The 26,989-nt window shown below is 40.1% G+C and carries 22 protein-coding genes; 8 read left to right on the top strand and 14 right to left on the bottom strand.

Going from position 1 to position 26,989, the window contains the following annotated elements; genetic code table 11:
- The 7 genes from RMX98_RS16515 to RMX98_RS16485 are packed head-to-tail and all read right to left on the bottom strand — an operon-like array spanning window position 1 to window position 3,268.
- Window positions 1–243, bottom strand: a complete 243-nt coding sequence (locus RMX98_RS16515) for a hypothetical protein (protein WP_322679365.1) — start codon at window positions 241–243, stop codon at window positions 1–3.
- Window positions 243–452 (bottom strand): hypothetical protein, encoded by a 210-nt coding sequence (locus tag RMX98_RS16510; protein WP_322679366.1) that lies wholly within the window; start codon window positions 450–452, stop codon window positions 243–245. Before RMX98_RS16510 ends, RMX98_RS16515 begins: the two co-directional genes overlap by 1 nt.
- Window positions 453–794 carry a hypothetical protein gene (locus RMX98_RS16505; RefSeq protein WP_322679367.1) on the bottom strand — a complete coding sequence of 114 codons (342 nt, stop codon included), beginning with the start codon at window positions 792–794 and terminating at the stop codon, window positions 453–455. It lies immediately after the preceding gene.
- On the bottom strand, window positions 775–1,047 hold the full coding sequence (locus tag RMX98_RS16500; protein ID WP_322679368.1) for a hypothetical protein: 273 nt from the start codon (window positions 1,045–1,047) through the stop codon (window positions 775–777). The genes RMX98_RS16505 and RMX98_RS16500 overlap by 20 nt, the downstream gene beginning before the upstream one ends.
- On the bottom strand, window positions 1,044–1,271 hold the full coding sequence (locus RMX98_RS16495; protein ID WP_322679369.1) for a hypothetical protein: 228 nt from the start codon (window positions 1,269–1,271) through the stop codon (window positions 1,044–1,046). The genes RMX98_RS16500 and RMX98_RS16495 overlap by 4 nt, the downstream gene beginning before the upstream one ends.
- Window positions 1,253–2,470, bottom strand: coding sequence for a hypothetical protein (locus RMX98_RS16490; RefSeq protein WP_322679370.1), 1,218 nt, complete (start codon window positions 2,468–2,470; stop codon window positions 1,253–1,255). Before RMX98_RS16490 ends, RMX98_RS16495 begins: the two co-directional genes overlap by 19 nt.
- Before the next feature lie 60 nt (window positions 2,471–2,530).
- Window positions 2,531–3,268: a hypothetical protein gene (locus RMX98_RS16485; protein WP_322679371.1), complete on the bottom strand. Its 738-nt coding sequence runs from the start codon at window positions 3,266–3,268 to the stop codon at window positions 2,531–2,533.
- A 160-nt stretch (window positions 3,269–3,428) separates the two neighbouring features.
- Here RMX98_RS16485 and RMX98_RS16480 point away from each other — a divergent pair, with 160 nt between their 5' ends.
- From RMX98_RS16480 to RMX98_RS16470, 3 genes are read left to right on the top strand one after another with little or no spacing between them, the layout of a single operon-like run.
- A complete protein-coding gene (locus RMX98_RS16480; protein WP_322679372.1) occupies window positions 3,429–3,752 on the top strand; it encodes a hypothetical protein in 324 nt (107 codons plus the stop codon).
- Window positions 3,742–4,206 carry a hypothetical protein gene (locus tag RMX98_RS16475; RefSeq protein ID WP_322679373.1) on the top strand — a complete coding sequence of 155 codons (465 nt, stop codon included), beginning with the start codon at window positions 3,742–3,744 and terminating at the stop codon, window positions 4,204–4,206. The genes RMX98_RS16480 and RMX98_RS16475 overlap by 11 nt, the downstream gene beginning before the upstream one ends.
- A gap of 39 nt (window positions 4,207–4,245) precedes the next feature.
- Window positions 4,246–5,079, top strand: a complete 834-nt coding sequence (locus tag RMX98_RS16470; protein WP_322679374.1) for a hypothetical protein — start codon at window positions 4,246–4,248, stop codon at window positions 5,077–5,079.
- A 278-nt stretch (window positions 5,080–5,357) separates the two neighbouring features.
- On the opposite strand, the gene RMX98_RS16465 is transcribed toward RMX98_RS16470, so the two are convergent.
- Together RMX98_RS16465 and RMX98_RS16460 are read right to left on the bottom strand one after the other, a co-directional pair.
- The gene (locus RMX98_RS16465) at window positions 5,358–6,743 is read right to left on the bottom strand and encodes a site-specific integrase (protein ID WP_322679375.1); all 1,386 of its coding nucleotides are present in this window, start codon (window positions 6,741–6,743) and stop codon (window positions 5,358–5,360) included.
- A gap of 344 nt (window positions 6,744–7,087) precedes the next feature.
- Window positions 7,088–7,498 (bottom strand): 2TM domain-containing protein, encoded by a 411-nt coding sequence (locus tag RMX98_RS16460; protein ID WP_322679376.1) that lies wholly within the window; start codon window positions 7,496–7,498, stop codon window positions 7,088–7,090.
- 501 nt (window positions 7,499–7,999) lie between these two features.
- On the opposite strand from RMX98_RS16460, the gene RMX98_RS16455 reads away from it, so the two are divergent.
- Window positions 8,000–8,884, top strand: a complete 885-nt coding sequence (locus tag RMX98_RS16455; protein WP_322679377.1) for a ParA family protein — start codon at window positions 8,000–8,002, stop codon at window positions 8,882–8,884.
- Window positions 8,885–9,204: 320 nt separating this feature from the next.
- Window positions 9,205–12,588, top strand: coding sequence for an EAL domain-containing protein (locus tag RMX98_RS16450; RefSeq protein WP_322679378.1), 3,384 nt, complete (start codon window positions 9,205–9,207; stop codon window positions 12,586–12,588).
- Between the two features lie 74 nt (window positions 12,589–12,662).
- Here the strand turns inward: RMX98_RS16450 and RMX98_RS16445 are convergent, their stop codons facing one another.
- The 5 genes from RMX98_RS16445 to RMX98_RS16425 form a co-directional block, all read right to left on the bottom strand.
- The gene (locus tag RMX98_RS16445; protein ID WP_322679379.1) at window positions 12,663–13,814 is read right to left on the bottom strand and encodes a histidine decarboxylase; all 1,152 of its coding nucleotides are present in this window, start codon (window positions 13,812–13,814) and stop codon (window positions 12,663–12,665) included.
- Between the two features lie 370 nt (window positions 13,815–14,184).
- Entirely contained in the window at window positions 14,185–17,127 is a 2,943-nt protein-coding gene (ileS, locus tag RMX98_RS16440) for an isoleucine--tRNA ligase (protein WP_322679380.1), read from the bottom strand.
- A gap of 124 nt (window positions 17,128–17,251) precedes the next feature.
- Window positions 17,252–18,541, bottom strand: coding sequence for a hypothetical protein (locus RMX98_RS16435; protein ID WP_322679381.1), 1,290 nt, complete (start codon window positions 18,539–18,541; stop codon window positions 17,252–17,254).
- Between the two features lie 831 nt (window positions 18,542–19,372).
- On the bottom strand, window positions 19,373–19,597 hold the full coding sequence (locus tag RMX98_RS16430; RefSeq protein ID WP_322679382.1) for a hypothetical protein: 225 nt from the start codon (window positions 19,595–19,597) through the stop codon (window positions 19,373–19,375).
- A 229-nt stretch (window positions 19,598–19,826) separates the two neighbouring features.
- Window positions 19,827–20,501 (bottom strand): DUF305 domain-containing protein, encoded by a 675-nt coding sequence (locus tag RMX98_RS16425; protein ID WP_322679383.1) that lies wholly within the window; start codon window positions 20,499–20,501, stop codon window positions 19,827–19,829.
- Between the two features lie 644 nt (window positions 20,502–21,145).
- Between RMX98_RS16425 and RMX98_RS16420 the strand changes: the two genes are divergently transcribed.
- The 3 genes from RMX98_RS16420 to RMX98_RS16410 all read left to right on the top strand — a co-directional run bounded on the left by RMX98_RS16420 (window position 21,146) and on the right by RMX98_RS16410 (window position 26,584).
- Window positions 21,146–23,407, top strand: coding sequence for a family 2 encapsulin nanocompartment cargo protein terpene cyclase (locus RMX98_RS16420; protein ID WP_322679384.1), 2,262 nt, complete (start codon window positions 21,146–21,148; stop codon window positions 23,405–23,407).
- 93 nt (window positions 23,408–23,500) lie between these two features.
- Window positions 23,501–24,907 carry a family 2B encapsulin nanocompartment shell protein gene (locus RMX98_RS16415; RefSeq protein ID WP_322679385.1) on the top strand — a complete coding sequence of 469 codons (1,407 nt, stop codon included), beginning with the start codon at window positions 23,501–23,503 and terminating at the stop codon, window positions 24,905–24,907.
- Window positions 24,908–25,177: 270 nt separating this feature from the next.
- Window positions 25,178–26,584, top strand: coding sequence for a family 2B encapsulin nanocompartment shell protein (locus RMX98_RS16410; protein ID WP_322679386.1), 1,407 nt, complete (start codon window positions 25,178–25,180; stop codon window positions 26,582–26,584).
- The last annotated feature ends 405 nt before the right edge of the window (window positions 26,585–26,989 follow it).

Genomic DNA, 26,989 nt, shown 5'->3' with positions numbered 1-26,989 from the left:
TCAAGCGTTTGCTTCTTCATTCTTTTTTCCTGCATATTGATTTACTAATTCTTTAATATCGTTTTGAGAAAAGCCAGTAACCATTTTGACTGCCTCACCTATAGCAGCACTGGCTATAATTTCAGGATTAAATGGTGTTACTTTTTCTAATGCAGTAAGAAGAAGTTCTGCAACTAGACATCTTGTCAAAAATTCTTCATTTGAAAGCTGTACACCATCATCGACAATCTTTATATTTTCCATTACTTTACCTTTGCTTCATAACTTAATACCTTTTCAATCTCTTCATCACTCATTCTTTCAACGATTGAAGCAGCTAAAACTACAAGAGATTCAGCTATTTGTTCTTTACTTTTTGGCAGCATCTCAGACAATGCCTCAGCACCTAAAGCTACTGCAAGTGTTCTAGCTACAAACACTTTCTTGTTAACTTGAATTGTTTCTTGTTGCATTTAAAACACCAGTTTTTCAATTACTACATCAAGCTGTTCATCCTTCAACCCATACCATGCAAACTCGCCCTCTTCATTACCTTCAATACTTGCAACAATGCAATGACCAACTATTACATCATTCTCAAGCTTTAAAGAAGGTTGTAAATTTTTAAGTTTCCCTTCTTCATCACAGATAATATCAATACCTTTGATATTGAAAAAACTCGTTCTTTCAAAGTAACTACTACCGTCTGAAGTGCCGATATTTTTCTTGATAAATGATTCTGCTAGTTCAAAATCACTTACTTCGATTGCTTCTATTTGCCCTTCAGATAAAACTTTAATTATTGTTCGCATCATTCCTTTCCTCTACTTCAATTTCAGAAACACTAAGACAATCACCAAAATTAACTTTGCTGTGACTTGCAACTATTTTCTCAATAGTTTCTCTGTTCATTTTATCTAGTTGGTTGTTAGCTTCTTCTGCTACGTATGCAGCCCATTCAACCTGAGAAAAAAGAGACATTTTAGAAAGCATGTCAACAGTTAATCCTAGCCCAATTACGTTAAGCACGTATTCTTCTTTGCTTACCTGAACAAATTCATCACTCATCTGTTTTCACCACTTTCAAAAAAAGTACTTAAATCTTTCTTGCTTTCATCTGTTAAATTGAGATATCGCATTTCTGCGCCATCTTTCAACATAAGTAACCATTCAGCTTGTGATTTATTAGTCATTTTTTCTAATATTTCAGCAGCAGTAATCACCGCATCTAATATTAGAAAATGAGTTCTAAACTCAATCGTTATCATCTCTTTCATTTTTTTTCTATCCATCCTTTACTTGTAAGTCTCCAGCCAAGCTTTGACATAATAAAAATAATGTCCTGCTGTCTTAGATTAATGTCTAATTCACCTCTTGCATGATGGTACGCAATTCTGTTTTTTAACTTTTGAGGACTAATAATCAACGTTATCCCTGCCTTATCTTTTTCGGCTAATTGTTGATTAAGAGTTCTTTGCATTCCTATCTCTTCCTCAATGAATGCTTTTAAATGCTCTGTAGTTGCTCCTAGCTGTGAAAAAATATGCTTGTTTGCAAACTCCCAATAAGCATTCACGTGATTTATTGCTTCGGTTGGTGTTTTCCAAGCTCCAGTAACTAAACCAGTAACCATTAAATCTACTGATATTGTCCACTGGTTACTACTCATTGTGTGAGTAAAATCTTTTTTTCCTTTCCTAGTAAGTGCAGCACGATATTTTGGATAAAGTTTACAATTCTCAGCATCATTCCAAAAAGAGTAAAATTTATCTTCGATTCCATCCCAATGAATAGAATCAATGTCTAATTTGTCAGTAAAAATGTCAAAATCCTCATAAGGTTTTCTTTCATCAAAAGTAAACTCTTCAAAAGATTTATGAGGGATAACTAGCAATCTTCTGTGTAACTCCTCAAATTCTGCATAGAGATGAATATCATCAATACTGCTGATTATTTTCGGACAGAAAACAAAAAACTCTTTATTGCTTCCATCTGGTTGAGCGATAGATATTTTATCACTTGCTCTTGAATAGCCAAATAGCAACATTTGATAAATGCGTTCATCCCTTTTAAGCGTGGAAATATGAATGTTATCCCAAGCCAATAATGCTCCTTCTTTTTCTAAATCTTTTTCTGTTGGGTCTATCCATCTCATTCCATCAAGTGCATTACGAATAGCAGAAAAAGTATCAGTAGACGAAAAAGTTTGATTTCTTCCGTGCAACTTATTAGCGAAAATTGCAGTTGTAGATTTCCCTGAACCTTTACCACCCCAACTAAAAAGTATTGGTAAAATTAATGCCCACTTACTAGGAATGAGAATATAGCTTGTAAGTATTGGCAGCATTAAATCTTTTTGAGGCAATAGAACTGACTGTTGAAGAATGTTATACACATTCTCATAAAGACTTGCGTCGTCATTCCATAATTCTTCCCATGACTCCATTTCTTGACGGTAGAAGTCATTAGGGTCAAGGTATACAGCATCCATTGAAATTTCCTTTGTATTTATAGTTCTTAGATAAGTTATCTAAGAACTTTAGACGTATAGCTAGTACATCAAAGAAGTGCAAAAACCTATTATTTCTTTAATTCCTTGTGGATTTTCACTAGCTTCAATGACATCAATTAATTGAGCAAAATTTTCTACTTGAATACCATCACTAAATTTGTTGACTTGCTCACAAATAAAAGTCAACCTATCTTGTAACTTTTCTTTTTCTGTTTGCGCTGGTTTACCACCATAACCACCACTTTTACCTTTGTAGTTTGGTGGTTGCACATCTTCAGCGCTGATATGCACTGGTGCTTCTAATAATGGAGATAATGAAGCTGACATACTCATCATTTGAGCTAATACACCAGGGTCGATAACCTCACCTCTCATTCCTAAGCCAGTAACAAAAGTTTCACACATCAAATCATCTTTAAGGCTTAAAAATCCAGAGTAAAATTGTTCTTCCTCTAGTTTGTCAAACATGAAACACAACCATTTTTCAAGTCTGGATTGCTTGACATCGAGTTTAACCTTATCCTTGTTTTCTTTCTGATAGTCTCTTCTTGCTACCTTCATCTTGATAAGTTGTGGCTCAAACTTCCAGTTATTATCACCAAATTTGTTAATTTCAGTGAACCTTGTAGCGTATGCAAATAAATGATAAAAATCATCATCCTTACAAAAACCTAATTCTGAAAACTCAAAGTTACTGTAAGCATTTGTCCAGTCAGTACAACCAACAAGAGCATATTTATCATTTTGCTTTGGTTCAATGTAAAAAAATTGTTTCACTTGACTTGCTCCAACAGGACTTACGCAACTGGCACAGCGTGATCGCTATTTTATAGTACATAAATACTATAAAATAGCGATCACGCTGTGCCAGTTGCGTAAGTCCTGTCTTCCTAGCAAGATACCTTTAAGATTTGACAGGGGAAAACTCTCAGCATATATGAAAGACCCCAAACATGGTTTTGACCATAAACGACATTTTTTAGTACGTACTGAGGCTGATGCTATAAAGCTTTTTAGTGCTATTTATAAATGTATTGATAAACCATTTGATGCTAGTAAGTTAATGATTTTGACTCCTGAAAAGAATTCTACAAAATCAGAAGGTACTTACACCGTCTACGGGGAAACTAGAAAAAAACCAGGATATAGACCTACTGCGACACTTCAATTTAGGTATGCTTACGTTGAAATTCCTGGGAAACCTAGACCAGTATTTTTAATAGACACTACTTATTCAAAAGGAGCTATTCTTGATTTATAAATCAGTTGGAGTAACAAATAACAATCAATCAACTGTTGTTTTAAGTTTGGATTCAATCAGTGTTTTTTTAGCGATACTTGTTGCATTAACTGGACTAGCTACTTTTTTCTGGAAGGTAGTTAGTAATTTTAATAAAATAGCTTCTGATATTAGAGATATTAGAGAAGATTTATCAACTCATGTTAATGCAGAAGGTCACACAGGAAGCTTGCAGCACGTTAGGATTTTGCAAAAAGAAGTGGCTGTAATTGACAAACAGTTTGCAGTACATCAAGAAAATTATATTAACAGAATTGCTACTGTTAATATGCTTGTTGCTCAATTAGATGAGAAAATAAATAATAGAAGTGAACGCTCGGAAAAAATGATTGAAGAAGTAGAACGAGAAGTAAAAGAAGTACAAGGATTTTTAAGAAAGCATGAATCTTTTGTAATTAGAAAAAGAGACGATTAGTTAAAAGTTGTTCAATAAGTTATCTAAGAACCTTAATATATGCTTGGTAAATTACCGTATTGTGCTTTATCTTTTGGTGGTGGTGTTCAGTCATCAGCTATTTATCTAATGTTGATGCACGAACCTTGGAGATTGTTGGAAGTAATGGGAGAATTGCCAGATAAAGTTTATTTTGCTGACACTGGGGCGGAAACTCAAAGTACTTATAAAGCAGTTGAATATATGCAATCTTTTAAAAGCCTTACTTTTAAAATTGAGGTAGTAAGTAATGGGAATATTTTAGATAGAGCATATACTAGCGGTGATTACAATCCTTTATTTCCATTTTTTATTAAGCAAATTAATGGGAGCATTGGAATGGCAAAACGACAATGTACAAGTGAGTATAAAATTCGTGCGATTCAAAAAGCTTGTAGAAAGGCTTTTAAATTAACTAATGTGAAATTGAAAACACCAACAATTTCTCAATGGCTTGGTATATCAATTGATGAACCTGAGAGAATCAAAACCAGTGAAGGTATTGCTTTTATTACTCGATATCCACTTGTAGAGTTAGGTTGGGATAGGGATAGATGTATTGATTATTGTTTGAGATGGAAGTGGACACCAACTAAATCTCGTTGTTTTATGTGTCCTTATCAGAGCGATGCTAATTGGTTAGATTTAAAAGTAAACAGTCCTGATGAATTTGAGAGCGCTTGTTTGGTAGATGAAAAAATCAGAGAAACAATGTTGGGTCGTGATGCAAGTAAAAATCAAACTGTTACTTCAAAGTGTTATTTACATCGTTCTTGTATTCCTTTAAGAGAAGTACAGTTTAAAGGTGAGAATGATTTATTTGCTGATGAATGTCAAGGGATTTGTGGAGTTTAAAAAGTTGATAAATTTTAAATAAAATAGTATTATTAATTTAGTTAAGTAATAGGAGTAATAAATGAAACATATTTAATTAAATAAAATAGTTAGGACAGAGGTTTTTCAACCTGACTGTTCAATCCTTAACCTAGTTGAAAAAAAATAATATATAAATATATATAATATATAAGTTATAGGTAAAAAGTTGATAAAGAAAAATTAGTAATAAAAAAATCCTCTGAAATCTTCAGAAGATGTCTATAGTTATTAGATAACTTATTCAAGAACTTTGAATGCTATTTTTCTTTACTTTCAAGTAATTTTCTCATCTCTTCCATCTGTAGTTGTTGCTGTTTTAGTTGCTCTTTAAGTTGGTCAATCTCTGATTGTTGCTGATGAACTTCAGGATTAATTCTTCCGGCGAATATTGCAACATCCTGATAATGCTTATTTGATACTTCTATTTGATGACCACACCAGTTACTAACTATTTTGTCATCTATTCCTAAATCAAAAACTGCATGAGTAATGAAAGTATGGCGTGTGTTGTAAGGCTTGATATATTTAGTGAGTTTACCTTGTTCAATTAATGTAGGGATTATTCCCTTACATTTTCTTGACGGGAAGTTAGCACCACGCCAATAATTACCAAAAGTATCTGAGTTAATTACTTTTCCAGTTTTGCTTTTAAAAACAATTTCGTTAGGTTCCCCTTGTGGAATTGATTTTAAAAGGTTCCACAATTCACCATCTTTAGGCATCGGAAATTTACGTATTAATTCACCTTTGTAGGTTTTATCATTCTTTAATGGATAAAATTTTTTAGTTATTTTGTCGTATGTTCTGCGAATTAAAATCCTTTCTTTCCCCCAGTCAACGTCACACCAGTACAATCCTGGCACTTCTCCAGTTCTACAACCAGTAAGAAATTTAAATTTCAAAAAATTGTACCAATGAGGACATTTTTTTTGTACATATTCAAGTATTGTTTGTGCTTCATTCCATGTATAAGCTTTTGTTCTATCTAAAACATCATCATCTGTTTCTGTTTCAACTTCATTTTGAGCCTTCCCTTGCGCTCCTTTGCTGATTATTTCTTCGGACATTCCTTCAAAGGGATTATGAATCAATAGTTTATTTTTTGCTGCTATTTTATAAGCTTTTGATAAGCAAGAAAGTATTTTTTTGACATGATTCAAACTTCTATTTTCTACTAACCAGTTCCTAATTTTTAAAGAATCCTCTGACTTGGTAGCTTCTATTGCTGACTGAAGATAATTTTTATATTGTCCCTGAAAAGTATGTTTATAATGACTCTCTCTTAATCCTTGTTTTTTGTACTCACAGTACATATCCCACACTTCCATCAAGCTGAGTTCTGGTTTAGGTGGAGATTGATCATCTGAGGTTACGGCACTCTTAAGTTTTAAATCACTTGTAATACCATACTTAGCTAGTGTTTCATCAAAACATCCATCCTGTAAGTCGAGAGTCATTCTCTCAGCTAGTCGTTGCGCTCTTGCCATATTAGCTTCGTTGGCTTCCATCCCTAAAGCTATTCTTGGCTGTTCACCTCCGAAGTACTGTCTAGGTAGTCTAGCCTTAATCCTGTCTTTCTCAATATATACGGATACTTTACCTTTGGATGTCTTACCAGTTGGTGTTTTGCTGCTGTTTGTCATGATGCTCATTTAATGCTCAAAAGTGAATAATTAGTTATTGGATAACTAATTAGCAAGCATTATAATGTATTAAGCGTAGTTATTCTAGCCTACAGCTCTATTTTGGCAAATTGGCAAGCACAAAGATAAGGATCAAAGGTCGTGATTATACAACTCCTCAAGTTTAAGGTTGCCCAAATTTATCTATTTTGCGATGTCACAGGCAATTCCCTATAAATTACAAAGCTCACACTCACCCCTGGCGGTGAATGTGAGTAGTTCATGGGAAGATTTTATCTAGAAGGAGGTGCAAATTTGGATAACAGCGATCGCTGAATATCTCAGATTTATCGTTAAAGGAGAAGTTAAATTTGTGTACGCCATTTCTGAAAAGCGATCTCGTCATCCTCTGATTTACTTTGATAAACACTCCACCAATGAAAAAATAATCCTAACCCCCATCCTAATACTGGGAAAATAGCCCAAAAATAACTAGGACTAGTGATTAAATTTAAAAGAATCAGGAATAAATTCACCGCTACGAAAGAAACAAAGTGTGTCCAAAAGGCTCTGCGTCGGAAAGTATTAAATGTGTGTCGCGAACGTTCCTCTTCTTGTTGAACCAGCCACTTTTTTTCAGTTGCTTCCAAAATATTAGAAGAAATACCTAACTCAGATGCCATTTCTAAAAGCTGTTCTCGTGAAAATTCACCTTTGTCTTTACGAGTGAGTGCTTTTTGCAGGATTTGTTGCACATCTTCTGAATCGTAAGTCATTTTAATTACCTTATAAGTTTGTGTGTAAATGCGCCTTTGATTTCACGAAATTATCGATTGGCTTCGTTCAATTCAGTTAGCAAATGCATCCACATTTTGCACCCAATACTTAGTGATATTCACAACACTATTATTTTCTCACAATTAATTTAGGGCTACTGTATTTGTCAATACCTCTATAATTGCTTTGATGAGAGCGATCGCTATTACGGCATTAAGGCCAAGATTGTCATTATGAAGTAAAGGAGGCTGGTAGTTCGATTCCAGGTAAAGCTCCAACTACATATTGCTGCCTCAATCGAGTAGACATTACTAAAATCAATCTTTTGTAATTTCCGAAAATATTAAATTTAATGAAAGATTTAAGATATCAACAGGGGTGTACGCTACCTAGTAGTCTGTCAAGTTTAATTTGATAGGTTCGTAGTTTGTGCTTTAGCGCTAACTACAAACATATTTCTTGACAGACCAGTGGGAATGCGTCAATAGAGGACTCAATCAATGGGATATGTAATTGCTACTGCCAATATGAAAGGTGGCGTTGGTAAAACCACCCTTACGGTCAACTTAGCTACCTGTTTAGCAAAAAATCATGGCAAGCGGGTGCTTGTCCTTGATTTAGACAGCCAAATTAGCGCCACACTCAGTTTGATGTCCCCTTTAGATTTTGCCAAGCGTCGTAAACAAAGCAAGACATTTAGGTATCTGATAGATGAAGTTATCAATCCAGATCCACAAGCAAAACTGACAATTCAAGATATTGTTCAATCCCAGGTTTGTAATCTTCCAGGACTAGATTTATTACCGGGAGATATCGATTTGTATGATGAATTTGTTGTTTCAGAAATGCTGCATAAACAAGCAACTGCTTTGGGAGAACAAGATTTTGAAACAATTTGGAATCGCTTTGAAAGAGTCTTGATCAATAACATCTTAAAACCAGTACATCAAGAATATGATTTTATCCTTCTCGATTGTGCTCCAGGTTATAATCTTTTGACTCGGAGCGCTTTAGCTGCAAGCGATTTCTACATACTTCCTGCTAAACCAGAACCATTATCTGTAGTGGGTATTCAACTGTTAGAAAGACGAATTGCCCAATTAAAAGACAGTCACGGGCATGAAACTAAGATAGATATAAAAATGCTGGGAATTGTATTTAGTATGTCCAGTGCTAACCTGCTGACTGGCAGATACTATAAACAAGTAATGCACCGCGTTGTTGAAGATTTTGGTGTGGAAAAAATTTGTAAAGTACAAATACCAGTTGATGTCAATGTTGCCAAGGCTGTTGATAGTTTTATGCCGGCTGTTTTAAATGCTCCCCAATCAGCAGGCTCAAAAGCATTCTTTCAGCTAACTCAAGAGTTGTTGCAAAAGCTATAGCTCTACTTAATCATTCATGAATAACACGATTTCCGACCTATTTTATAAGTCGGAAATCTGAAGATTTCGATTTTTATAAAGGTCTGAATAAAAATAAATTATACTAGCTTTATTACAAGCAAGCTACATGGAAAAAATCTCAAATCATAAATTTAAAATTCTTTATTCAAGAAAAAATCTTCAGGCATAGAGTCGATCTAAAATTTCAAATTAAGTAACAACTAAGTTATTCTTTTCTAAAGTTCAGCAGTAATACTGAGGCTATAAACAGCGAGATTCAGCTATTGAGTGAAAAGGCCAGTAAATCTCACTAAGAAACAATGGTTAGTAACAATTCTGCACGAGCAGAGAATAATCAGCACTTGCTAATGCGCCTACCACGGACTCTGAGTTATCTCGAAACCTGGGGGTTTGGGTTAACAGGTCATGTTGGATGGATTGGTACTGCCCCCATCATTCATGCAGCGTTAGGGTCGAAAGCTATCTTAGTTTGGTTTTTTGGGACGATTATTTCCTTTTTACTTAACTTGCAGGTACAAAGTCTAGGTAGACATTGGTCAGATGTCGCTGGAGGAACACCAAACTATATCACAAGGCTATTAAAGAACTTTCCTGGCTTAGGCCGTTACGTAGCTTTAGGATACTTTTTTAGCTGGGCAGCAGCACCAGCACTGTATGCAATTATTCTTACTAACCTAATTAAAGTCAATTTTGAAACATTAGGTATTTCTTGTCCAGAAACTTTCTTAAAAGTTTTATTTACAGCGATTCCTTTTATTTTAGCGTTCAGTGGCACTCGTGCTTTAGCGCTCCTGCATTTATTCTTTGTATTCCCAGCGATTTTATTACTGTTATTGTTTTGCGTTCAAGGTGTATTATGGTTAGCCTTCTCATCTGCTAGTTTTACATTTCTCGCAACTAGCACACATAGCCTGAGCTTTCAAGAATGGGCAAAGTGGTTTTTTCTAGCTAGCTATTCAATTTATGCTTGTGAAACCACTTCTTCTTTTGTTGCTGATAGTCGCCACCCATATAAAACTTTAAAATTTTTAACCATAGCTGCTTGGGTAATTCCTCCAGTCTTTTTAGGTGGTTCTTGGGTATTAATGTGTTCGGCTCCAAATCCTGCAATAGGTGACGATACTTTCTTAAATTTGGTAGCGGCTTCTAAGCCTTTTTGGGGTGAATCTGCCCCCTTTTTAGTAACACTTTTGATTACTATATCTTGCCTTCTCAGTTCTGCTACGGCAGTTTCCAACTCTCCTCGGATATTATACCAACTTGCCTTAGATAAACAGCTTTCTCCCATCTTTGCATTAGTTTCCCATCAAGGTGTTCTTGGCCCTGCTATTTTAGTAACCTTTATACTCAGTTTGCTTTGTCTAAATTTAGGAAATGTATCTCAACTTGTCACAGTAGCAGGCACTTGTTATCTCATGTCCATTATGGGATTACATTTAGGATTATGGCTGTGTCGAGGTAAACCACACGTGTTATGGCCTTGGTGGTCACTTGGTTTTTTCTTAGTAGAAGCTGTAGTTCTTATAATGGGAGGTTTAGCTTGGAATTGGAGAGATTTCTTAGTGGGATTATTATTACCGATAATTCTAATGAGCGCAGATGTGGCGCTACGTCATTTAAGCTTTGCGCCATTACACCCAAGATGGTGGACACAGCGTTATGATAGTAAGTCTACTAGAAATAACCCCGACTTTGTAGTATTACAAGTGAGTGTTTTAGTATCATTAATTTGTACTACCGCTACAATCAGTTGGGTTATCCGCGATTTTTTAGATAGACTTTCTAATAATCCTCAAAACTCTTTACTCGCTATTCTGTTAGTGACGCTTTCTTTTACAGGAGTAGCGATCGCTTGCTGGACAACTTTACCACAAATTATTGCTATTGATGAAGCACGCAAACAAGCAAGAAACCTATTTATCACTACTCTCGATACCGTTCCAGACACTGTTTTAGTCTTAGATGAAGACGGTACAATTTCTCAGACAAATGCCGCAGCCGAAGAATTATTTCAAACAAGTCTTCAGCAGTTGCTTGGGCAAAACTTGAGCCAACTTCTAATATGCTATCGCGGTAAACCGGAGCAATGGTCTATTAGAAGTGAGCAAACCTTAAAAATTAACCAAGGTCTACGAATTGTGGAATCGACGATTTCACAGCCATTTAATTCCCAGCTACGGGAGTATATTGTTATTGTCCGTGACATCACTAAGCGGAAGCTAGCAGAGGAAGAATTAGTCCAGCACCGTTATCAGCTTGAGAAGTTGGTGCTAGAACGCACTATTGAACTTATTAGGGTTAATCAACAACTTCAACAAGACATTGTTAAACGTCAAGAAGCACAAGACCAATTACTGCATAATAGTCTTCATGATGGGCTAACTGGATTACCGAATCAACGATTATTTCTGGAGCGGGTGCAGCAGGCAATAGAACATAGTAAACAGCAAAATAATTATTTATTTGCTGTACTTTTCTTAGACCTAGACCGCTTTAAAGTTGTTAATGATAGCCTTGGACATCTATTGGGAAATCAACTTTTGATTGCAATTTCTCATCGGCTAAAGTCAGTTCTGCGAGGTGGAGACATAGTTGCCCGTTTTGGCGGAGACGAGTTCACAATTCTAATTGAGGAAATTGAGGATATCGACACCGCAATACAGGTAGCCGAGCGAATTAAAAAGGTGCTAGCTCTGCCATTTCAATTAGATGAGCATCGGGTGTTTACTAATGTTAGTATTGGCATTGCTTTAAGTAGAGCAGATTATGAGCAAGCAGCGCAGATTTTACGCGATGCTGATGTGGCAATGTATTGTGCCAAATCACTTGGTAAGGCACGTTATGAGGTTTTTGATCCGAAGATGCATGAGGGTGCAGCTTTGCTCTTGGAGTTAGAAACTGCTTTACGTCATGCGCTACTCAAGCAAGAAGAATTTCGCCTTGATTACCAGCCAATTGTTTCACTCACAACTGGCAAAATTATTGGATTTGAGGCACTGATACGTTGGTATCATCCAGAACGAGGACTTATTTCTCCTCAAGATTTTATTCCTCTGGCTGAGGAAACTGGGATGATTGTTAGTATTGGACAATGGGTGCTTTATGAAGCCTGTCACCAAATGCACACATGGCATAAACAATTTCCTACCTCAACCCCTCTGACAATTAGTGTGAATTTTTCTGGTAAACAAATCACGCAACCTGATGTGTTTAAAGAGGTTAAACATATTTTGCAGCAAACTGGACTCGATCCATGCTGTTTGAAATTGGAAATTACTGAAACCTTGTTGATGGATAATTTTGAATTGGCTACCACTGTGCTTTCTCAGTTAACAGCGCTGAATGTCGAGATGCACATGGATGATTTTGGTACTGGTTATTCATCCTTGAGTTATCTGCACCGCCTACCAATTAAAACCCTTAAGATTGACCGCTCTTTTGTCACCAGTATAGGTAGTCGAGGAGAAAATTTAGAAATTATTCGAGCGATCGTGACATTAGCCCATAATTTAAATATGTCTGTAACAGCAGAAGGCATAGAAACTGTAGAGCAATTAGCACAATTGAAAGCTTTACAATGTGATTATGGACAAGGGTATTTTTTCTTACCACCTATGGAACGGACAGAAGTAGAAATACTACTTGCTGCTAATTTGTGCGGGAAAAACTTTTTAATGAGATAAAATCTGGGGATAAAATTCTATTTTGAGAAACACCTTGTAAAATCAGACGATTAATTTCACTTGAACATCTATATTCAGTGAAATACTGTCTGTAGCTGGAAATCCTGTGCATTATTAACTAACCCTTCTTCTAATAAAAGTTCATTAACAAAAGTATCGATTTTCTGCCGATCAATATTTTGCATGACTACAATATGTACCCAGTTCTCAAAAATAGCTAACTGCCACTTTTTAATTAACTTCTGCGAAGGTTTTTGAAACACCACGGTATTGGAAAATTTATTGAGCATACATGGATATTCTCTGATTTTAAGTTGTTGGAAAAGATATTGAGCATTATCAATACAGGTATTTGCTTCTCTAGCTAATCCGTCATAACCTCTTGTTTGGATTGCATACCAGAGAATTAGAGGGGTATGACCGTTTCTCGATCCCAGAATTGTTGTATCTGTTGAACCAATATATTCAATTGCTGTTTCAACTTTTTCTACCCATTTTTTCTTAGTTAAAACAACACCGCAAGGCAAGGGAGAACCAATGAATTTAGCAGAAATAGCTATACTATCTATGGGTTTTTGAAAGTTAACTTGCAAAGCGCCATCTATAAACGGTAATATTAATCCTGAAAGTGCGGCATCACAATGAATGTAGTAATCTTTAATCTGATGGCGCTCTAAAATTTCTAGAACTTTGTCTAAATTATCAATTGCACCTTTAACAGTAGTCCCAATGTTTAAATTTACGATCGCTGGATAATTACGATTTTCGCTAATTAGTTGTTCAAAATGCTCGTAATTCATCTCTCCATTAATTTGCGAATTAACGACGTTATGTTGAATGCGGAATAATTTGGCTGCTTTGGGTATTGAGTAATGAGAGTCTTGTGATGAGTAAAGAATCCCATTAGAGTAGATTTCTCTTGCTAAGAATATTCCATATAAATTACCTTCAGTTCCGCCAGCAGTAACATAACCCCAAAACTGATTTTCTGGAATCTTATAGAGGTGAGCAAAAAAAGCTAATACTTCTTGCTCAAACTTACGAGAATGAAGACCAAAATCTGGCTCAATATATGGATCTCCAGCATTATTCAACAAAAAATTGAAAAATTTGGCGATCGCACTGTAATCACAACTTAAATTATATGGATAACCTGCGTGAAACTGCGATCGCTGTTCTATTTGCAGCAGAAAATCAGCCAATTCCTTAGCAATTGTATTTGACATATCTCTCTATCTCTTAAATTTTGAGTTAATGGATGTTTTAAACTAAAATATACGTATTAATCCATACCTTTATAGTTTTTTAATAGTCCTGCTTTTTCCCTGTTATTTCGAATAAATTCCAGTAATAATACGGAACATTTTTCAGTAATAATACCATATTTTTTTACCCATAAGTATATTACCCTTAGACTTACGTACAGTAAAAAATGACCAATAATGTGTATTACGCAAAATTTCTATTTCAGGCGATGATTCAAAAGACCTCTAAGAAGGTTTTACTACGTAAAAACTTCCCTCTCCGATTCGGAGAGGGAAAGATTTGAACTTTAGTTAAAGGTAGGGAGAGGTTCGTTGAACTCACATATATTTACTAGAACTTTCCGGCTAAGGCTGCAACACACCGTTCGCAAATTAAGGGATGTTCTGCTGATTCTCCCACATGAGTAGAGTAGTTCCAACAGCGATCGCACTTTTGCCCATCTGCTTTTACCACTCCAATTCCCCAGTCTTCCGTCTGCGCTGTATATTCTAATCCTTGCAATCCTTCAGCAGAATCTAATAATTCCACTTGGGAAGTCAGCAATAAATACCGCAGTTCGTCGATACCGTTACCCTTAACCGGGTTAAAGGCTTTGATAGCATCGCCTAATTGTTTGTGAGGTATATGAATCAAAGCTTTCGCCTCCAGGGAAGAACCAATGAGTTTTTCTATCCTGGCTTGTTCCAACACTTTATTAACATCGGTGCGGAGTTGTCGCAGCACTTCCCAAAATTCTGCTAACTCAGGATTACGCCATTTTTCTTCAACCTGCACCCAACCGGCTTCAAATACCGATTTGTAAGGTGTTTTGTAAGGGAGATATTGCCAGATATCTTCGGCAGTGTGAGATAGAACTGGAGCGATCGCTCGTGCTAAATTATCTAAAGCTATCTTCAGCACTGTTTGACAACTGCGACGGCGGAAAGCATCTTTTGCACTGATGTACAGCCTATCTTTGGCTACATCTAAATAAAAGTTGGATAAATCCACCACGCAGAAATTCTGCACTGTTTGGAAAAAGCGGAAGAATTGGAAACTCTCAAAGGCTTCGGTAACTTCTTCAAATACTTCGGTGATGCGGTGCAGCATATAACGGTCGAGTTCTGGCAATTCTTCAAAGGAAACTGCATCTTTTTCCGGGTCAAAATCATCCAAGCTACCCAACAAAAACCGCGCCGTATTACGAATTTTGCCTCTAACATCATTCATCTGCTTAATGATGTTTTTCCCAATGCGAACATCGCCGGAGTAGTCAACCGACGATACCCACAATCGCAATACATCTGCACCATAAGGCGGTTCTACTTTTTGATTTTTCCCGCCTTCAATAATTGTATTGGGGTCAACCACATTTCCTTCTGACTTACTCATTTTCCGCCCTTGTTCATCCAAAGCGAAGCCGTGAGTTAGCACAGTTTTGTAAGGCGCAATGTCATTTACCGCTACACTAGTGAGCAAACTTGATTGAAACCAACCGCGATGTTGGTCGGAACCTTCCAAATATATATCAGCAGGGTAGTGTAACTCTGGACGCTGTTGGACGACAGCTGCCCAAGATGAGCCAGAATCAAACCATACATCCATCGTGTCTGTACCCCTGCGGTAAGACTTGCCATTATTACGATAAGATTCTGGCAATAATTCCTCAACCGAAAGTTCCCACCAAGCATCGGAACCCTTTTCGGCAATAATTCCTTGAACGTGGTTGATAGTTTCCTCATTCAGCAGTACTTCCCCAGTGGCTTCATCGTAGAAAACGGGAATGGGTACACCCCAAACACGCTGACGCGAAATACACCAATCGGAACGTTCCGCCACCATTGGCGTGATGCGATTTTCACCTTGGGCTGGAATCCATTTTACCGTGGCGATCGCCTTTAATGCTTCTTCTCTAAATCCTTCCACAGAAGCAAACCACTGTTCAGTGGCGCGGAAAATCGTCGGCTTCTTCGTCCGCCAATCATAAGGATATTTGTGGGGATATGGTTCTTCTTTCAACAAAGAACCAGCCGTATTTAATGCATCAATCACCGCTTGATTCCCATCACCCAGCACATTCAACCCCGCAAATTGTCCCGCTTCTTCGGTAAAATTGCCATTGTCATCTACTGGTGCAAGGATAGGTAAACCGTAGCGTTGACCTACGATGTAATCTTCTTGACCATGACCGGGGGCAGTATGTACTAACCCCGTACCCGATTCAGTTGTGATGTAATCACCGCCTACAACAATCGGACTTTCGCGGTCATATAGAGGATGACGATAAGTAGTATGTTCTAAATCATTCCCCTTAAACGTAGCTTTTACAGTTAACTTAACTCCCAACGTTGAAGATAAACGTTCGACTAAATCAGCAGCAACAATAAGATAGCGGAACCTTAACCCCTCAGTTCCCCTCTCCGTTAACGGAGAAACTTCCTCACTCCCCCTCCCTGCAAGTAGGGAGGGGGTTGGGGGGTGGGGTTCCACTTCCACCACTGCATAATTTAAATCTGCATTTACCGCCACAGCCAAATTCCCTGGAATTGTCCAAGGTGTAGTTGTCCAGATAGCCACACCCAAATCTGACTGATATTCCGCCAACACTGGTTTTACAGTTTCCGCCAAACTTGTTATTGCAAAAGCTGCATAGATACTGCGGGAAACGTGACCTTCTGGATATTCCAACTCAGCTTCAGCCAAAGCGGTATGAGAACTGGGACTCCAGTGAACCGGCTTCAAACCGCGATAGATGTAGCCTTTTAAGAACATCTGACCAAACACGCCAATTTGAGCCGCTTCATATTCCGGCTTTAGAGTTAGATAAGGATGTTCCCAATCACCCCAAATACCGTAGCGTTTAAAATTTTGGCGCTGGTCGTTTACCGTAGCTAGTCCAAATTCTTTCGCTTTCTGCCGCAGTTGTAAAGACGTTAAATTTTGCCGTTCTGCTGACTTCATGTTCTGCAAAACTTTTAACTCAATTGGCAATCCGTGACAATCCCAACCAGGGACGTAGCGAACTTTACGCCCTTGTAACATTTGGTAGCGGTTAATAATATCTTTGAGAATTTTATTTAAGGCATGACCAATATGGAGTGAGCCATTAGCGTAGGGAGGCCCATCGTGCAGTATAAATAATTCGCCGGAGTTATTTTCAAAAAGGCGATCGTAAATTTTATTTTCTTCCCAAAATTTTTGGATTTCAGGCTCACGCTTGATGGCGTTTGCCCGCATATCAAAGTTAGTCTTGGGTAGGTTTACAGTATCTTTGTAACTTCCTGATTCGGTCACAGTCTCATGCCTAGAATTAGGTGTGCAGGTTTTATTAATTATAGAAGATGCTGTCAATCACTCCATCCTGCTTAACGGTTGAGGATGGAGCTTTCAAGAATTAAGTCTTGCGTCCACTATGAACTTAACGGATACCATCATTATCAATGGCACTGTAGCTGTCGCTGGGGAAAAGACCTAACCAAGGGTCAGAACTAGGAGTTAAAAATAGTTGGGCGTATACTTGTTCATTGAGAGCTTCCACACTCCTTGTTTGTTTACCCTGCATAAACCATTGATGAATTTGGCTGTGGAGCATATATTCATTTCTAACTGTATCTAAAGCCATTGTGGCTTCAAATTTTTTCACTATTATCGGCAAATTATCTTCTTGAGTGTTGGCAGACTGAGATTTTTTAGCTTTGATTAAAGAGATACTGTTCTGATCTAGCTTGACATCATCGGCATAAAGTTGAGCGATTTTGTTCCAAACTTTCTGGTCGGTTATTTCAGATAAGGCGTTTTGATTCCTTTGGGCATCAGACTGGAGAGCAGTTAGCATTGGCGTTTCAACTCTCATTTTAGAAACGGCTAGAGAGCTTGCTATTTCTGCTGTCGGTGGCTTGAGATTGCTCGGAGATTCCACCAACTTCGGGGGAGACTGGATACCCAGGCGGGATAAATCTGCAATCCATTGTGTTTGGATAGAGTTTAGGCGATCGCTGTGGTATTTTCTCAAATAAGACTCGCGATCGCTTGGTTTAAGTTGACTGTAATTTTTTACTGCTACTTCAGCTTGCTGTAGCTGACGCAAAAATTCTTTGGGACTATATAACCCTGGAATTGCATCAATTGGACGACCTGATGCATCTAATATATAATGAATGCTATTGCCTGTAATCGTTCGTTCCAACTTGCGTCCGTCGCCAAAATCAATAGTTACTTTAGGTACAGGGCGTACTGATTGCCAGTGCAAAATAAAGCGGTTTTGAAGCAGTTTAGAAATTTCCACATTCGGATACAGCGCCACCCTAAAGAACCTACTATTAGCACAACTCAAATCCTGATCTAATCTGCCCAATAACCGCAGAGATAGAATCGATTTACCACTAATTCTAGCAGCAGCTTTGGCCTGTTCTAGATCAGTGTACCAGTACAGACGAGAGGCGTAACAGTCCCGTTGTTGGCAAAGTTCGTCTAAAGCTACTCGGAGTGCAGAAGAAGGTAGAACTGTACCTGAAGAATCGGTATTTAGAATATCAGCATGGGATTTAAGAAATATTTGTAACCCTCTTGGGCCCTGTTTCCGAAGTACAGAAGCTTCTTGAGATAGCTTGGAGATTTCAGCTACAGGAGTTTGAGCATCTGCTGTCTGCAAAAAACTGAAGCTGACTAGCATGATTAAAAAAGGATATTTTAAGGTTCTAAATTTCATATATTTCCAAAACAATACAGAGTGCAGGTGTCGCCATTAGTAACCAGAGAAGTCTAGTTTAACTTGCAAGAATCAACAACTGCTCTGAAAGTTCATAATGGGCTGCTAAACCTTACAATATCGACATAAATCAAAAAATTCTCATTTAATTAATTTTTGCCTGTTTCGTCATTCCCTGCTGCCTACCTACGCAAAGAAGTATGGCTACGCTCCCGTGAGGGATACAGAAATCAAATCGGATTGGTATATATTGCTGAAGTATACACGTCTTTATTCATGAAGCTACTTTATCAAGCTTAGGTTTTGTTAAAACTTCATATTTTTTTGCTTTATTTACTTAAATATGCAACTTATTAGATAAATCAACCTTTTGAAAAACTTCAGTAACATTCCTCTTTTATTCACAAGTTAAATCTAATTAAAATATTAATAGTTGTGCTGCCTTAGTTGATCAAAACGTCAATTCTTCCAGGTGTATCTATTTTCCTGCTCTCTATCACATAAATTCGGGAATTTAAAAATCAACGTTCTTTTGTTACGAAAGAGAAGTTTATTTTCTTCTAGATTAAGAGAGATTCGGTTGTTATTAGCGAATTAATGTACTAAGCATTAGTAGTCTATTCATTTTGAAATCGCTGTATTCAGGTTTTATAGCCTAACAGCGTCATAATTTCTATTGAAAAATTGCAGGTTTATTTTTAACTGAGAACAAACACAACTTCTAGCTTTGAATATTTATCAACACATTTTAGCAATTCCCATGCAACAATATATTTCTCATTTGCTCATAGTGGTATTAGGAATTAGTTCGACTTTAATCGTTACTCCATCTCAAGCAGAAACTCCGGTAAAGCCTAACAATCCAAATACTGATAATATTACTTCCGCATCTTCAAATTCACCTTCGGTTATCCAATTGGGTGATTTTGCCAATTCTACTAATAGCAAGCCATCTATCGTCTCTGAAGCATCTAGTAACTCTGCTGCTGTTAATGCCAATGTAACAGCAAATAAGCCTAAGCCAAGGATTCCTATATTCAGCAGGATTTTTCCCACACCTTCGATGCAGCAATAATTAGCATAACCGAGAAGTATTGCCTCCCCGCCTACCTATCCATTACCCACATTTTGTTAATTGCCAATCGACAATGGGTTGCACTTCATCAGCAAAAGGAAATTAGGGATTAGGGGGTTGCTGGCGAATCTACACAAATACTGAGGCAATACCTTGGGTTAAGCATTTTTCTCTCCCCCCACTCCCTGCTTCTTCGGTGAATACTGAGGCTTACTTGTTATACCAGGTTTTTCGCCACTGCTGCATTTGCTTAATCTCTGTATTTTGGGCTTTAATAATCGCTTGGGCTAATTGCTTGATTTCAGGACGTTTAGACTTACTCAAGGCATCTTTTGCCATTGTTACCGCCCCTTCATGGTGAGGAATCATCGCATTGATAAAGCGCAGATCAAATTCCGCATCAGCTGCACCTAAGTCCTGACTCATCATCATACCTTTCATTTGGTCAGATGACATCTCCATCGTATGCCCCATTTGACTGTCGTAAGCCATTGGTTTAGCTCCCGCATTGGGATACCAAGCTTGTCTCCACTGCTTCATCTGAGTGATTTCTGAGTTTTGCGATTTGATGATATTGTCTGCTAGCTTTTTGATTTCAGGACGTTTTGATTTCTCCTGTGCAACATTCGCCATTTCCACAGCTCCTTGATGGTGCGGTATCATCGCATCGATAAACCTTAAATCAAAATTAGCATCGGCTGGCCCTAAATTCATTGACATACTGTGATTTATATGCTTATCGCTAGTATCGGTAGCGGTTACGTTTGGGGCTTGGCTTTGGTTCTGGGAAGCAGTATTGCTACAGGCTGTGATTAACCCACCGCCTGAAGCGATCGCAGTCAAGGTTAACACCAAAAAGCCATTTCTCAAAGATAGCAGTTGCATAAGTCTCACCTAACAGTTTCCCAATTCTAATCAAATTAGGATGAAATCTAAAAGATTCCCGACTAGCTAAGGTTTAGCCCATTCTGGCGACTGACGTATATATTCTGTTTTGATAACAAATTTCCGTTAATCGAGATTTGTTACAGAAAATTAATAATTAGTAATTATTGTTTAATAACTGTCTTAAATCTTTCAAATATTTCCTTAACTGTCTTAAGTGTCTTTTAATTCTACAATTTTTGATTTAACTATTTCCTTAACTGTCTTAACTGTCTTTTAAGTCTTAAATTTTTGATTTAACTGCTTTAGTCTACGGATTGCTTTTTTTTTTAAACTATGAAAAGTTATGAGAACACTATCATAAACCGCTAAATATTTATCTACCAGCATCAAAAGAAGTAATGACTTAAACAGCTTTTTCAAATGCCCTATCTTTCGGTATAGGCAACTTCAAATAAAACTTACATAGCTCGTTATTTTGATTACGAGCATCTTGTGTTATTGCCTTGACACGAGCCACCGCAAGCAAACCGGACGTAGGTAATTAGCTGAAGTGGCCAGAATGCTCGTGAACTGCAACGGTGCTGAGATTAACCACGAAATAAAGATAGCAAGAAAACCCCAGAGGAGGTTTCGCGCAGATCATGCAACCCTTTGAACTGCCAGAATTTTACACGCCTTGGCCCGCACGGCTAAACCCAAACCTGGAAGCGGCAAGAGTGCATTCCAAGGCGTGGGCCTACGAGATGGGGATACTTGGTTCAGAAGAGGAAGCACAAAAGTCGGTTATCTGGGATGAACACACATTTGATTCTCACGACTACGCCTTGCTTTGCTCTTATACCCATCCAGATGCGCCGGGAGCAGAGCTTGACTTAGTAACCGACTGGTATGTTTGGGTGTTCTTCTTCGACGATCACTTCCTTGAAATCTATAAGCGTACCCAAGACATGGCTGGGGCCAAGGAGTACCTTGACCGACTGCCAGCGTTTATGCCGGTATACCCCACCGACACCCCTCCCGTTCCCACCAACCCAGTAGAGCGCGGCTTGGCCGACCTGTGGTCTCGCACTGCCTTTACTAAATCTGTAGAGTGGCGACTTCGATTCTTCGAGAGTACTAAAAACCTCCTAGAAGAGTCTCTGTGGGAACTCGCCAATATCAACCAGGATCGAGTCGCCAACCCCATCGAATACATCGAAATGCGCCGTAAGGTTGGCGGCGCTCCGTGGTCAGCCGATCTCGTCGAACACGCCGTGTTTATAGAGATTCCGCCCCAAATCGCCTCGACTCGGCCAATGCGTATACTCAAAGACACATTTGCCGATGGAGTGCATCTTCGCAATGATCTATTTTCTTATCAGAGAGAAGTGGAGGATGAAGGCGAGAATGCCAACTGCGTGTTGGTCTTGGAGCGCTTCTTAAATGTGAGTACTCAAGAGGCGGCTAACCTTACCAACGAATTGTTGACCTCGCGGTTATACCAGTTTGATAACACTGCTGTCACCGAGTTACCTCCTCTGTTTGAGGAGTACGGATTAGATCCAGTGGCTCGTGTGAACGTTCTCCTTTACATCAAAGGACTCCAGGACTGGCAGTCAGGTGGTCATGAGTGGCACATGCGATCGAGCCGCTACATGAACAAGGGAGGAGACAATTCGCCAACATCTACGGTTCTGGGGGGGCCCACAGGGCTAGGCACATCGGCTGCGCGGCTTGAATCGCTATACGCCGCCTTGGGTTTGGGAAGGTTCAAGAGCTTTACTCACGTTCCATACCAGGCTGTCGGGCCAGTAACACTGCCGAAGTTTTACATGCCCTTCACTACAAGCTTGAATCCCCATCTGAATGCTGCGCGAAAGCATTCTAAGGAATGGGCGCGTGAGATGGGGATGCTGGAATCACTACCTGGGATTCCTGATGCCGTCATCTGGGATGACCACAAGTTTGATGTTGCCGATGTAGCCTTATGCGGTGCGTTGATCCATCCGAATGGATCTGGTCACGAGCTGAATCTGACCGCGTGCTGGCTTGTTTGGGGAACCTATGCCGACGATTACTTCCCGGCACTCTACGGGAATAACCGTAATATGGCTGGTGCGAAAGTGTTCAACGCCCGACTGTCAGCGTTTATGCCTTTGGATGACTCTACTCCAACCGAGATTCCGACCAATCCGGTGGAAGCGGGCTTGGCAGATATTTGGTCTCGCACAGCTGGGCCTATGTCCGTAAACGCGCGGACTCAGTTCCGTCGGGCGATTCAGGATATGACTGACAGCTGGGTGTGGGAACTCGCCAACCAGATCCAAAATCGGATTCCCGACCCGATAGATTATATTGAGATGCGCCGTAAGACCTTTGGCTCGGATCTGACCATGAGTCTGTCCCGACTAGCTCAGGGCAACGAGATTCCCCAGGAGATTTATCGCACCCGAACAATGCGATCGCTCGATAATTCCGCCGCCGACTTTGCCTGTTTTACCAACGATATTTTTTCCTATCAGAAAGAAATCGAATTCGAGGGCGAAATCCATAACTGTGTGCTGGTGGTTCAGAATTTCCTCAATTGCGGTAAAGCACAGGCTGTTGAGGTTGTCAATAATCTGATGACCGCTCGGGCGCTCCAGTTTCAACTGATTGTCGCCACCGAACTGCCAGTTCTTTTCGATGATTTCGACTTGGATGCAAGTACCCGCGAGAAACTGCTCGGATACGTCAAGAAACTAGAGCAGTGGATGTGCGGCGTACTCAAGTGGCATATAGCGGTAGACCGCTATAAGGAATTTGAATTGCGTAATTCGTTAGCAGGGCGGCTACTTAGCGGGCCCAGAGGTCTGGGTACTTCAGCTAGGCGTATTGGCTCGTCGAGCGGTCAGGGGAGTCTCAAGTCATTACTCGGTCAATGAAGTTAGGTTTTCTTGTCGGTGAGTTAATTCAAGGTCAGTATGCGATCGCCTGAGATCAATTTTTTTAGTAACTAAAAAGTGGAGGATTAAGTTGTGACGTATTCTAACGACCCCAATTTGGTAGAAGATCAGCAGCCCCAGTTAACTTTAAGTACAGCTGCGGCGCGTAATTTGGCGACAACAGCCAAATCTGCACCGCAAACCCAGGAAATTACATCGCGGTGGTTGTTGAAGTTATTGCCGTGGGTGCAGACAAAAGGTGGCGCTTATCGAGTCAACCGTCGGTTGAGTTATGCCGTGGGTGATGGGCGGGTGACTTTCACCAATACCGGAGCAACGGTGCAGGTGATTCCTCTGGAACTTACTGAGTTGCCCTTACTGCGAGGATTTAACAATCTTGACGTTTTGATCGGGTTAGCAAACCAGTTTGTTCAGCAAGAGTATGCTCCAGATGATGTAATCGTCGAACTTGGTCAGCCTGCCGATCGCGTGATTCTGATTGCTCGTGGCAAGGTAAACAAGATTGGTGTTAGCAAGTATGGCGAACAGATCGTGTTCGATGTGCTAGCTGACGGCGACCATTTCGGCGATGAAACTGTGGTGCAGTCCGAAGATACTTGGCAGTATACTCTCAAAGCGATTACCAGAACCATCGTTTTGTCGCTACCCCAAGCGGCCTTTGAAAGGGCGATCGCTCAGTCCGAGCCGTTGCGAACTCATGTTGAACAGTTCCGCACCCGTCTGAACCAGCCACAGACTCCCCAAGGTGAAGCTGCCATCGAACTGGCAGCCGATCATCCCCAAGAAGCTGAGTTGCCGGGAACCTTCGCCGATTATGAACTCACACCCAGAGAATATGAGTTGAGCATTGCTCAAACGGTGTTGCGAGTCAGTACGCGGGTAGCCGATCTGTACAACGAACCGTACAACCAGACGGAAGAACAACTGCGGCTAACTATTGAGGCATTGCGGGAACGTCAAGAACACGAGTTGCTCAACAACCGCGAATTCGGGTTGCTGCACAACGCCGACCTCAAACAGCGTATCTATAGCAATAGCGGCGCACCCACCCCCGACGACTTGGACGAGCTGTTAGCGACGGTGTGGAAGGAGCCAGGATTCTTCCTAGCTCACCCCCGCACGATCGCTGCCTTTGGTCGTGAGGCTAACCGTCTAGGTCTCTATCCACAAAGCGTAGATGTGAACGGCGTTCAGGTAACATCTTGGCGCGGCGTACCCATCTTTCCTTCCAACAAGATCCCCATCACCAATAACCGCACCAGTTCTATCCTTTTGCTCCGCACTGGTGTAGAAAAACAAGGGGTAATCGGCTTACATCAAACTGGTATACCCGATGAATACCAACCCAGTTTGTCTGTTCGATTCATGGGCATTAGCGAAAAGGCAATCATCTCCTACCTCGTCACCGCCTACTACTCCGCAGCCGTCCTCACTCCTGACGCACTTGGCATCCTCGAAGATGTTGAGATCGGGCGCTAAATATCAGGAGTGAATGGCACGCTTGTAAAGCCCAAAAACTTGTGTAGCCTCGTTCCCAGCCTGGAGGCTGGGAATGTATTCAAAAGAGGTTCTACCTCTTGTCAAGCTATGGAGGCGAAGCCTCCGAGAATGAGTTCCCAAGCCTCCAGGCTCTTAACCAGTCAAGATAAGGGCTGTATCTTAACAAGCGTGCCATTCTGTCAGGAGTGTTGAGTGCTGTTGGAACTCAGCACTGAATGGCACTTTTATTAGTAACTAGAGGATCGGTTGATGACGGATTTTATTGAATCAAATTTAAATGTTGAGAGTGGACAACCTCAACTAAGTTTGAGTAAAGATGCTGCGCGTAATTTGTCCACGACCACCAAATCTGCACCGCAGACACAGGAAATTACCTCGCGCTGGTTGTTGAAGATGTTGCCGTGGGTGCAGACGAAGGGTGGGACTTATCGGGTGAACCGTCGGTTGACCTATACGGTGGGTGATGGACGATTAAGTTTCTCTAACACCGGAGCCGAGGTGCAGGTGATTCCCCAGGAACTTGCTGAGTTGCCTTTGCTGCGAGGATTTGACGACACCGAGGTGCTAAGGACGTTGGCAAGTCGGTTTGTTCAGCAGGAATTCGCACCTGGTGATATCATAGTCCAGTCAGGTCAGCCAGCCAATCAGCTTTTCTTAATCGCACATGGCAAGGTAAACAAGATTGGTATTGGCAAGTATGACGAGCAGCCTTTGTTGGATACGCTAGCTGACGGTGATTATTTTGGCGATCGCGTTTTGGTGGAGTCAGAAAGCAATTGGAAGTTCACGGTCAAGGCTGTGACCCGATGCACGGTATTGGCGCTACCGCAACAGGCATTTCGGGAACTGCTCAACCAGTCGCAGGCGTTGCAGGCTCAACTTGAGCAGTTTAGGACTCGTGCCGAACTTCCACAAAACAAGTATGGAGAAGCTGCGATCGCGTTGTCAACCAGTCATAGTCAAGAGACAACGTTACCGGGAACATTTGTTGACTACGAACTTTCACCCCGCGAATATCAGTTGAGCATTGCTCAAACTGTGTTACGAATAAATACTCGCGTTGCGGATCTGTACAATCAACCATACAACCAGACGGAAGAACAATTGCGGCTGACGATTGAGGCATTGCGGGAACGTCAAGAATACGAGTTGATCAATAACCGCGAATTTGGATTGTTGCACAACGCCGACCTCAAACAGCGCATTTACAGCCGCAGTGGCCCCCCAACTCCCGATGACCTTGATGAATTAGTCACCCGGCGGCGGAAGTCGAGGTTCTTCCTAGCTCATCCCCGCACTATTGCAGCCTTCGGTCGCCAGTGCAACCTTCGAGGCATCTATCCAGACACCATCGATATGGATGGGAGCAAGATAATCACGTGGCGCAATGTACCGATTCTTCCCTGTAACAAAATTCCGATTAGCAAGAATCAAACTAGTTCCATCCTTATACTCCGCACTGGTGAGGAAGACCAAGGTGTAATTGGCTTACATCAAACTGGTATCCCCGATGAATACCAACCCGGTTTGTCCGTCCGATTCATGGGCATCAGCGAAAAGGCCATTATCTCCTACCTCGTCACCGCCTACTACTGTGCAGCTGTCCTCATCCCCGACGCACTCGGCATCCTCGAAGACGTTCAAATCGGGCGTTGAGGAAGGCGAAAGATAGGGAACACTTCTAAAATCCTTGCCAAGCAAGCTATATAAAGATTTATACTAGTGCTTCCAAGACACTAGACTTTCTACCGCTACGCTAAAAACGGGAACCGTCTTCTCTGTGAGCAGCTTCCGCCAAAGCGTAGCATCTTATAAAGAAAACCGCGATCCTTTTACTGCTCAGGGCGTCTTTACTGGGTAGGATGTTGATCCAAAATCGGCTAAAAATAACCTGTAAATTAATTACGAATTATTTTAATAGAATCCCCACGCGAGACTACACTTGTCTTATAAGGAGTGACAGCCGTGCTGGGAGAACTGCCCATAAGTTATTTGTATAGTTTAAAACGCTTACCAGCAACGAATTTGAGGAATTGTATCAACAAACTGCTCATGCAGTGA

The sequence above is a fragment of the Nostoc sp. DedQUE02 genome, assembly GCF_034531035.1.
GTDB lineage: Bacteria > Cyanobacteriota > Cyanobacteriia > Cyanobacteriales > Nostocaceae > Nostoc.
Note: the sequence above shows the minus strand (reverse complement) of the source record. Positions and strands in the feature narration are given on the sequence as shown.

Bases quoted from the DNA above. Each gene is read 5' to 3' on its own strand.
- RMX98_RS16450 (WP_322679378.1), top strand. From the start codon at position 9,205: ATGGTTAGTAACAATTCTGCACGAGCAGAGAATAATCAGCACTTGCTA.
- RMX98_RS16410 (WP_322679386.1), top strand. From the start codon at position 25,178: ATGACGGATTTTATTGAATCAAATTTAAATGTTGAGAGTGGACAACCT.
- RMX98_RS16465 (WP_322679375.1), bottom strand. From the start codon at position 6,743: ATGACAAACAGCAGCAAAACACCAACTGGTAAGACATCCAAAGGTAAA.
- RMX98_RS16480 (WP_322679372.1), top strand. From the start codon at position 3,429: ATGAAAGACCCCAAACATGGTTTTGACCATAAACGACATTTTTTAGTA.
- RMX98_RS16420 (WP_322679384.1), top strand. From the start codon at position 21,146: ATGCAACCCTTTGAACTGCCAGAATTTTACACGCCTTGGCCCGCACGG.
- RMX98_RS16500 (WP_322679368.1), bottom strand. From the start codon at position 1,047: ATGAGTGATGAATTTGTTCAGGTAAGCAAAGAAGAATACGTGCTTAAC.
- RMX98_RS16425 (WP_322679383.1), bottom strand. From the start codon at position 20,501: ATGCAACTGCTATCTTTGAGAAATGGCTTTTTGGTGTTAACCTTGACT.
- RMX98_RS16490 (WP_322679370.1), bottom strand. From the start codon at position 2,470: ATGGATGCTGTATACCTTGACCCTAATGACTTCTACCGTCAAGAAATG.
- RMX98_RS16515 (WP_322679365.1), bottom strand. From the start codon at position 243: ATGGAAAATATAAAGATTGTCGATGATGGTGTACAGCTTTCAAATGAA.
- RMX98_RS16445 (WP_322679379.1), bottom strand. From the start codon at position 13,814: ATGTCAAATACAATTGCTAAGGAATTGGCTGATTTTCTGCTGCAAATA.
- RMX98_RS16435 (WP_322679381.1), bottom strand. From the start codon at position 18,541: ATGAAATTTAGAACCTTAAAATATCCTTTTTTAATCATGCTAGTCAGC.
- RMX98_RS16460 (WP_322679376.1), bottom strand. From the start codon at position 7,498: ATGACTTACGATTCAGAAGATGTGCAACAAATCCTGCAAAAAGCACTC.
- RMX98_RS16455 (WP_322679377.1), top strand. From the start codon at position 8,000: ATGGGATATGTAATTGCTACTGCCAATATGAAAGGTGGCGTTGGTAAA.
- RMX98_RS16470 (WP_322679374.1), top strand. From the start codon at position 4,246: ATGCTTGGTAAATTACCGTATTGTGCTTTATCTTTTGGTGGTGGTGTT.
- RMX98_RS16510 (WP_322679366.1), bottom strand. From the start codon at position 452: ATGCAACAAGAAACAATTCAAGTTAACAAGAAAGTGTTTGTAGCTAGA.
- RMX98_RS16505 (WP_322679367.1), bottom strand. From the start codon at position 794: ATGATGCGAACAATAATTAAAGTTTTATCTGAAGGGCAAATAGAAGCA.
- RMX98_RS16495 (WP_322679369.1), bottom strand. From the start codon at position 1,271: ATGGATAGAAAAAAAATGAAAGAGATGATAACGATTGAGTTTAGAACT.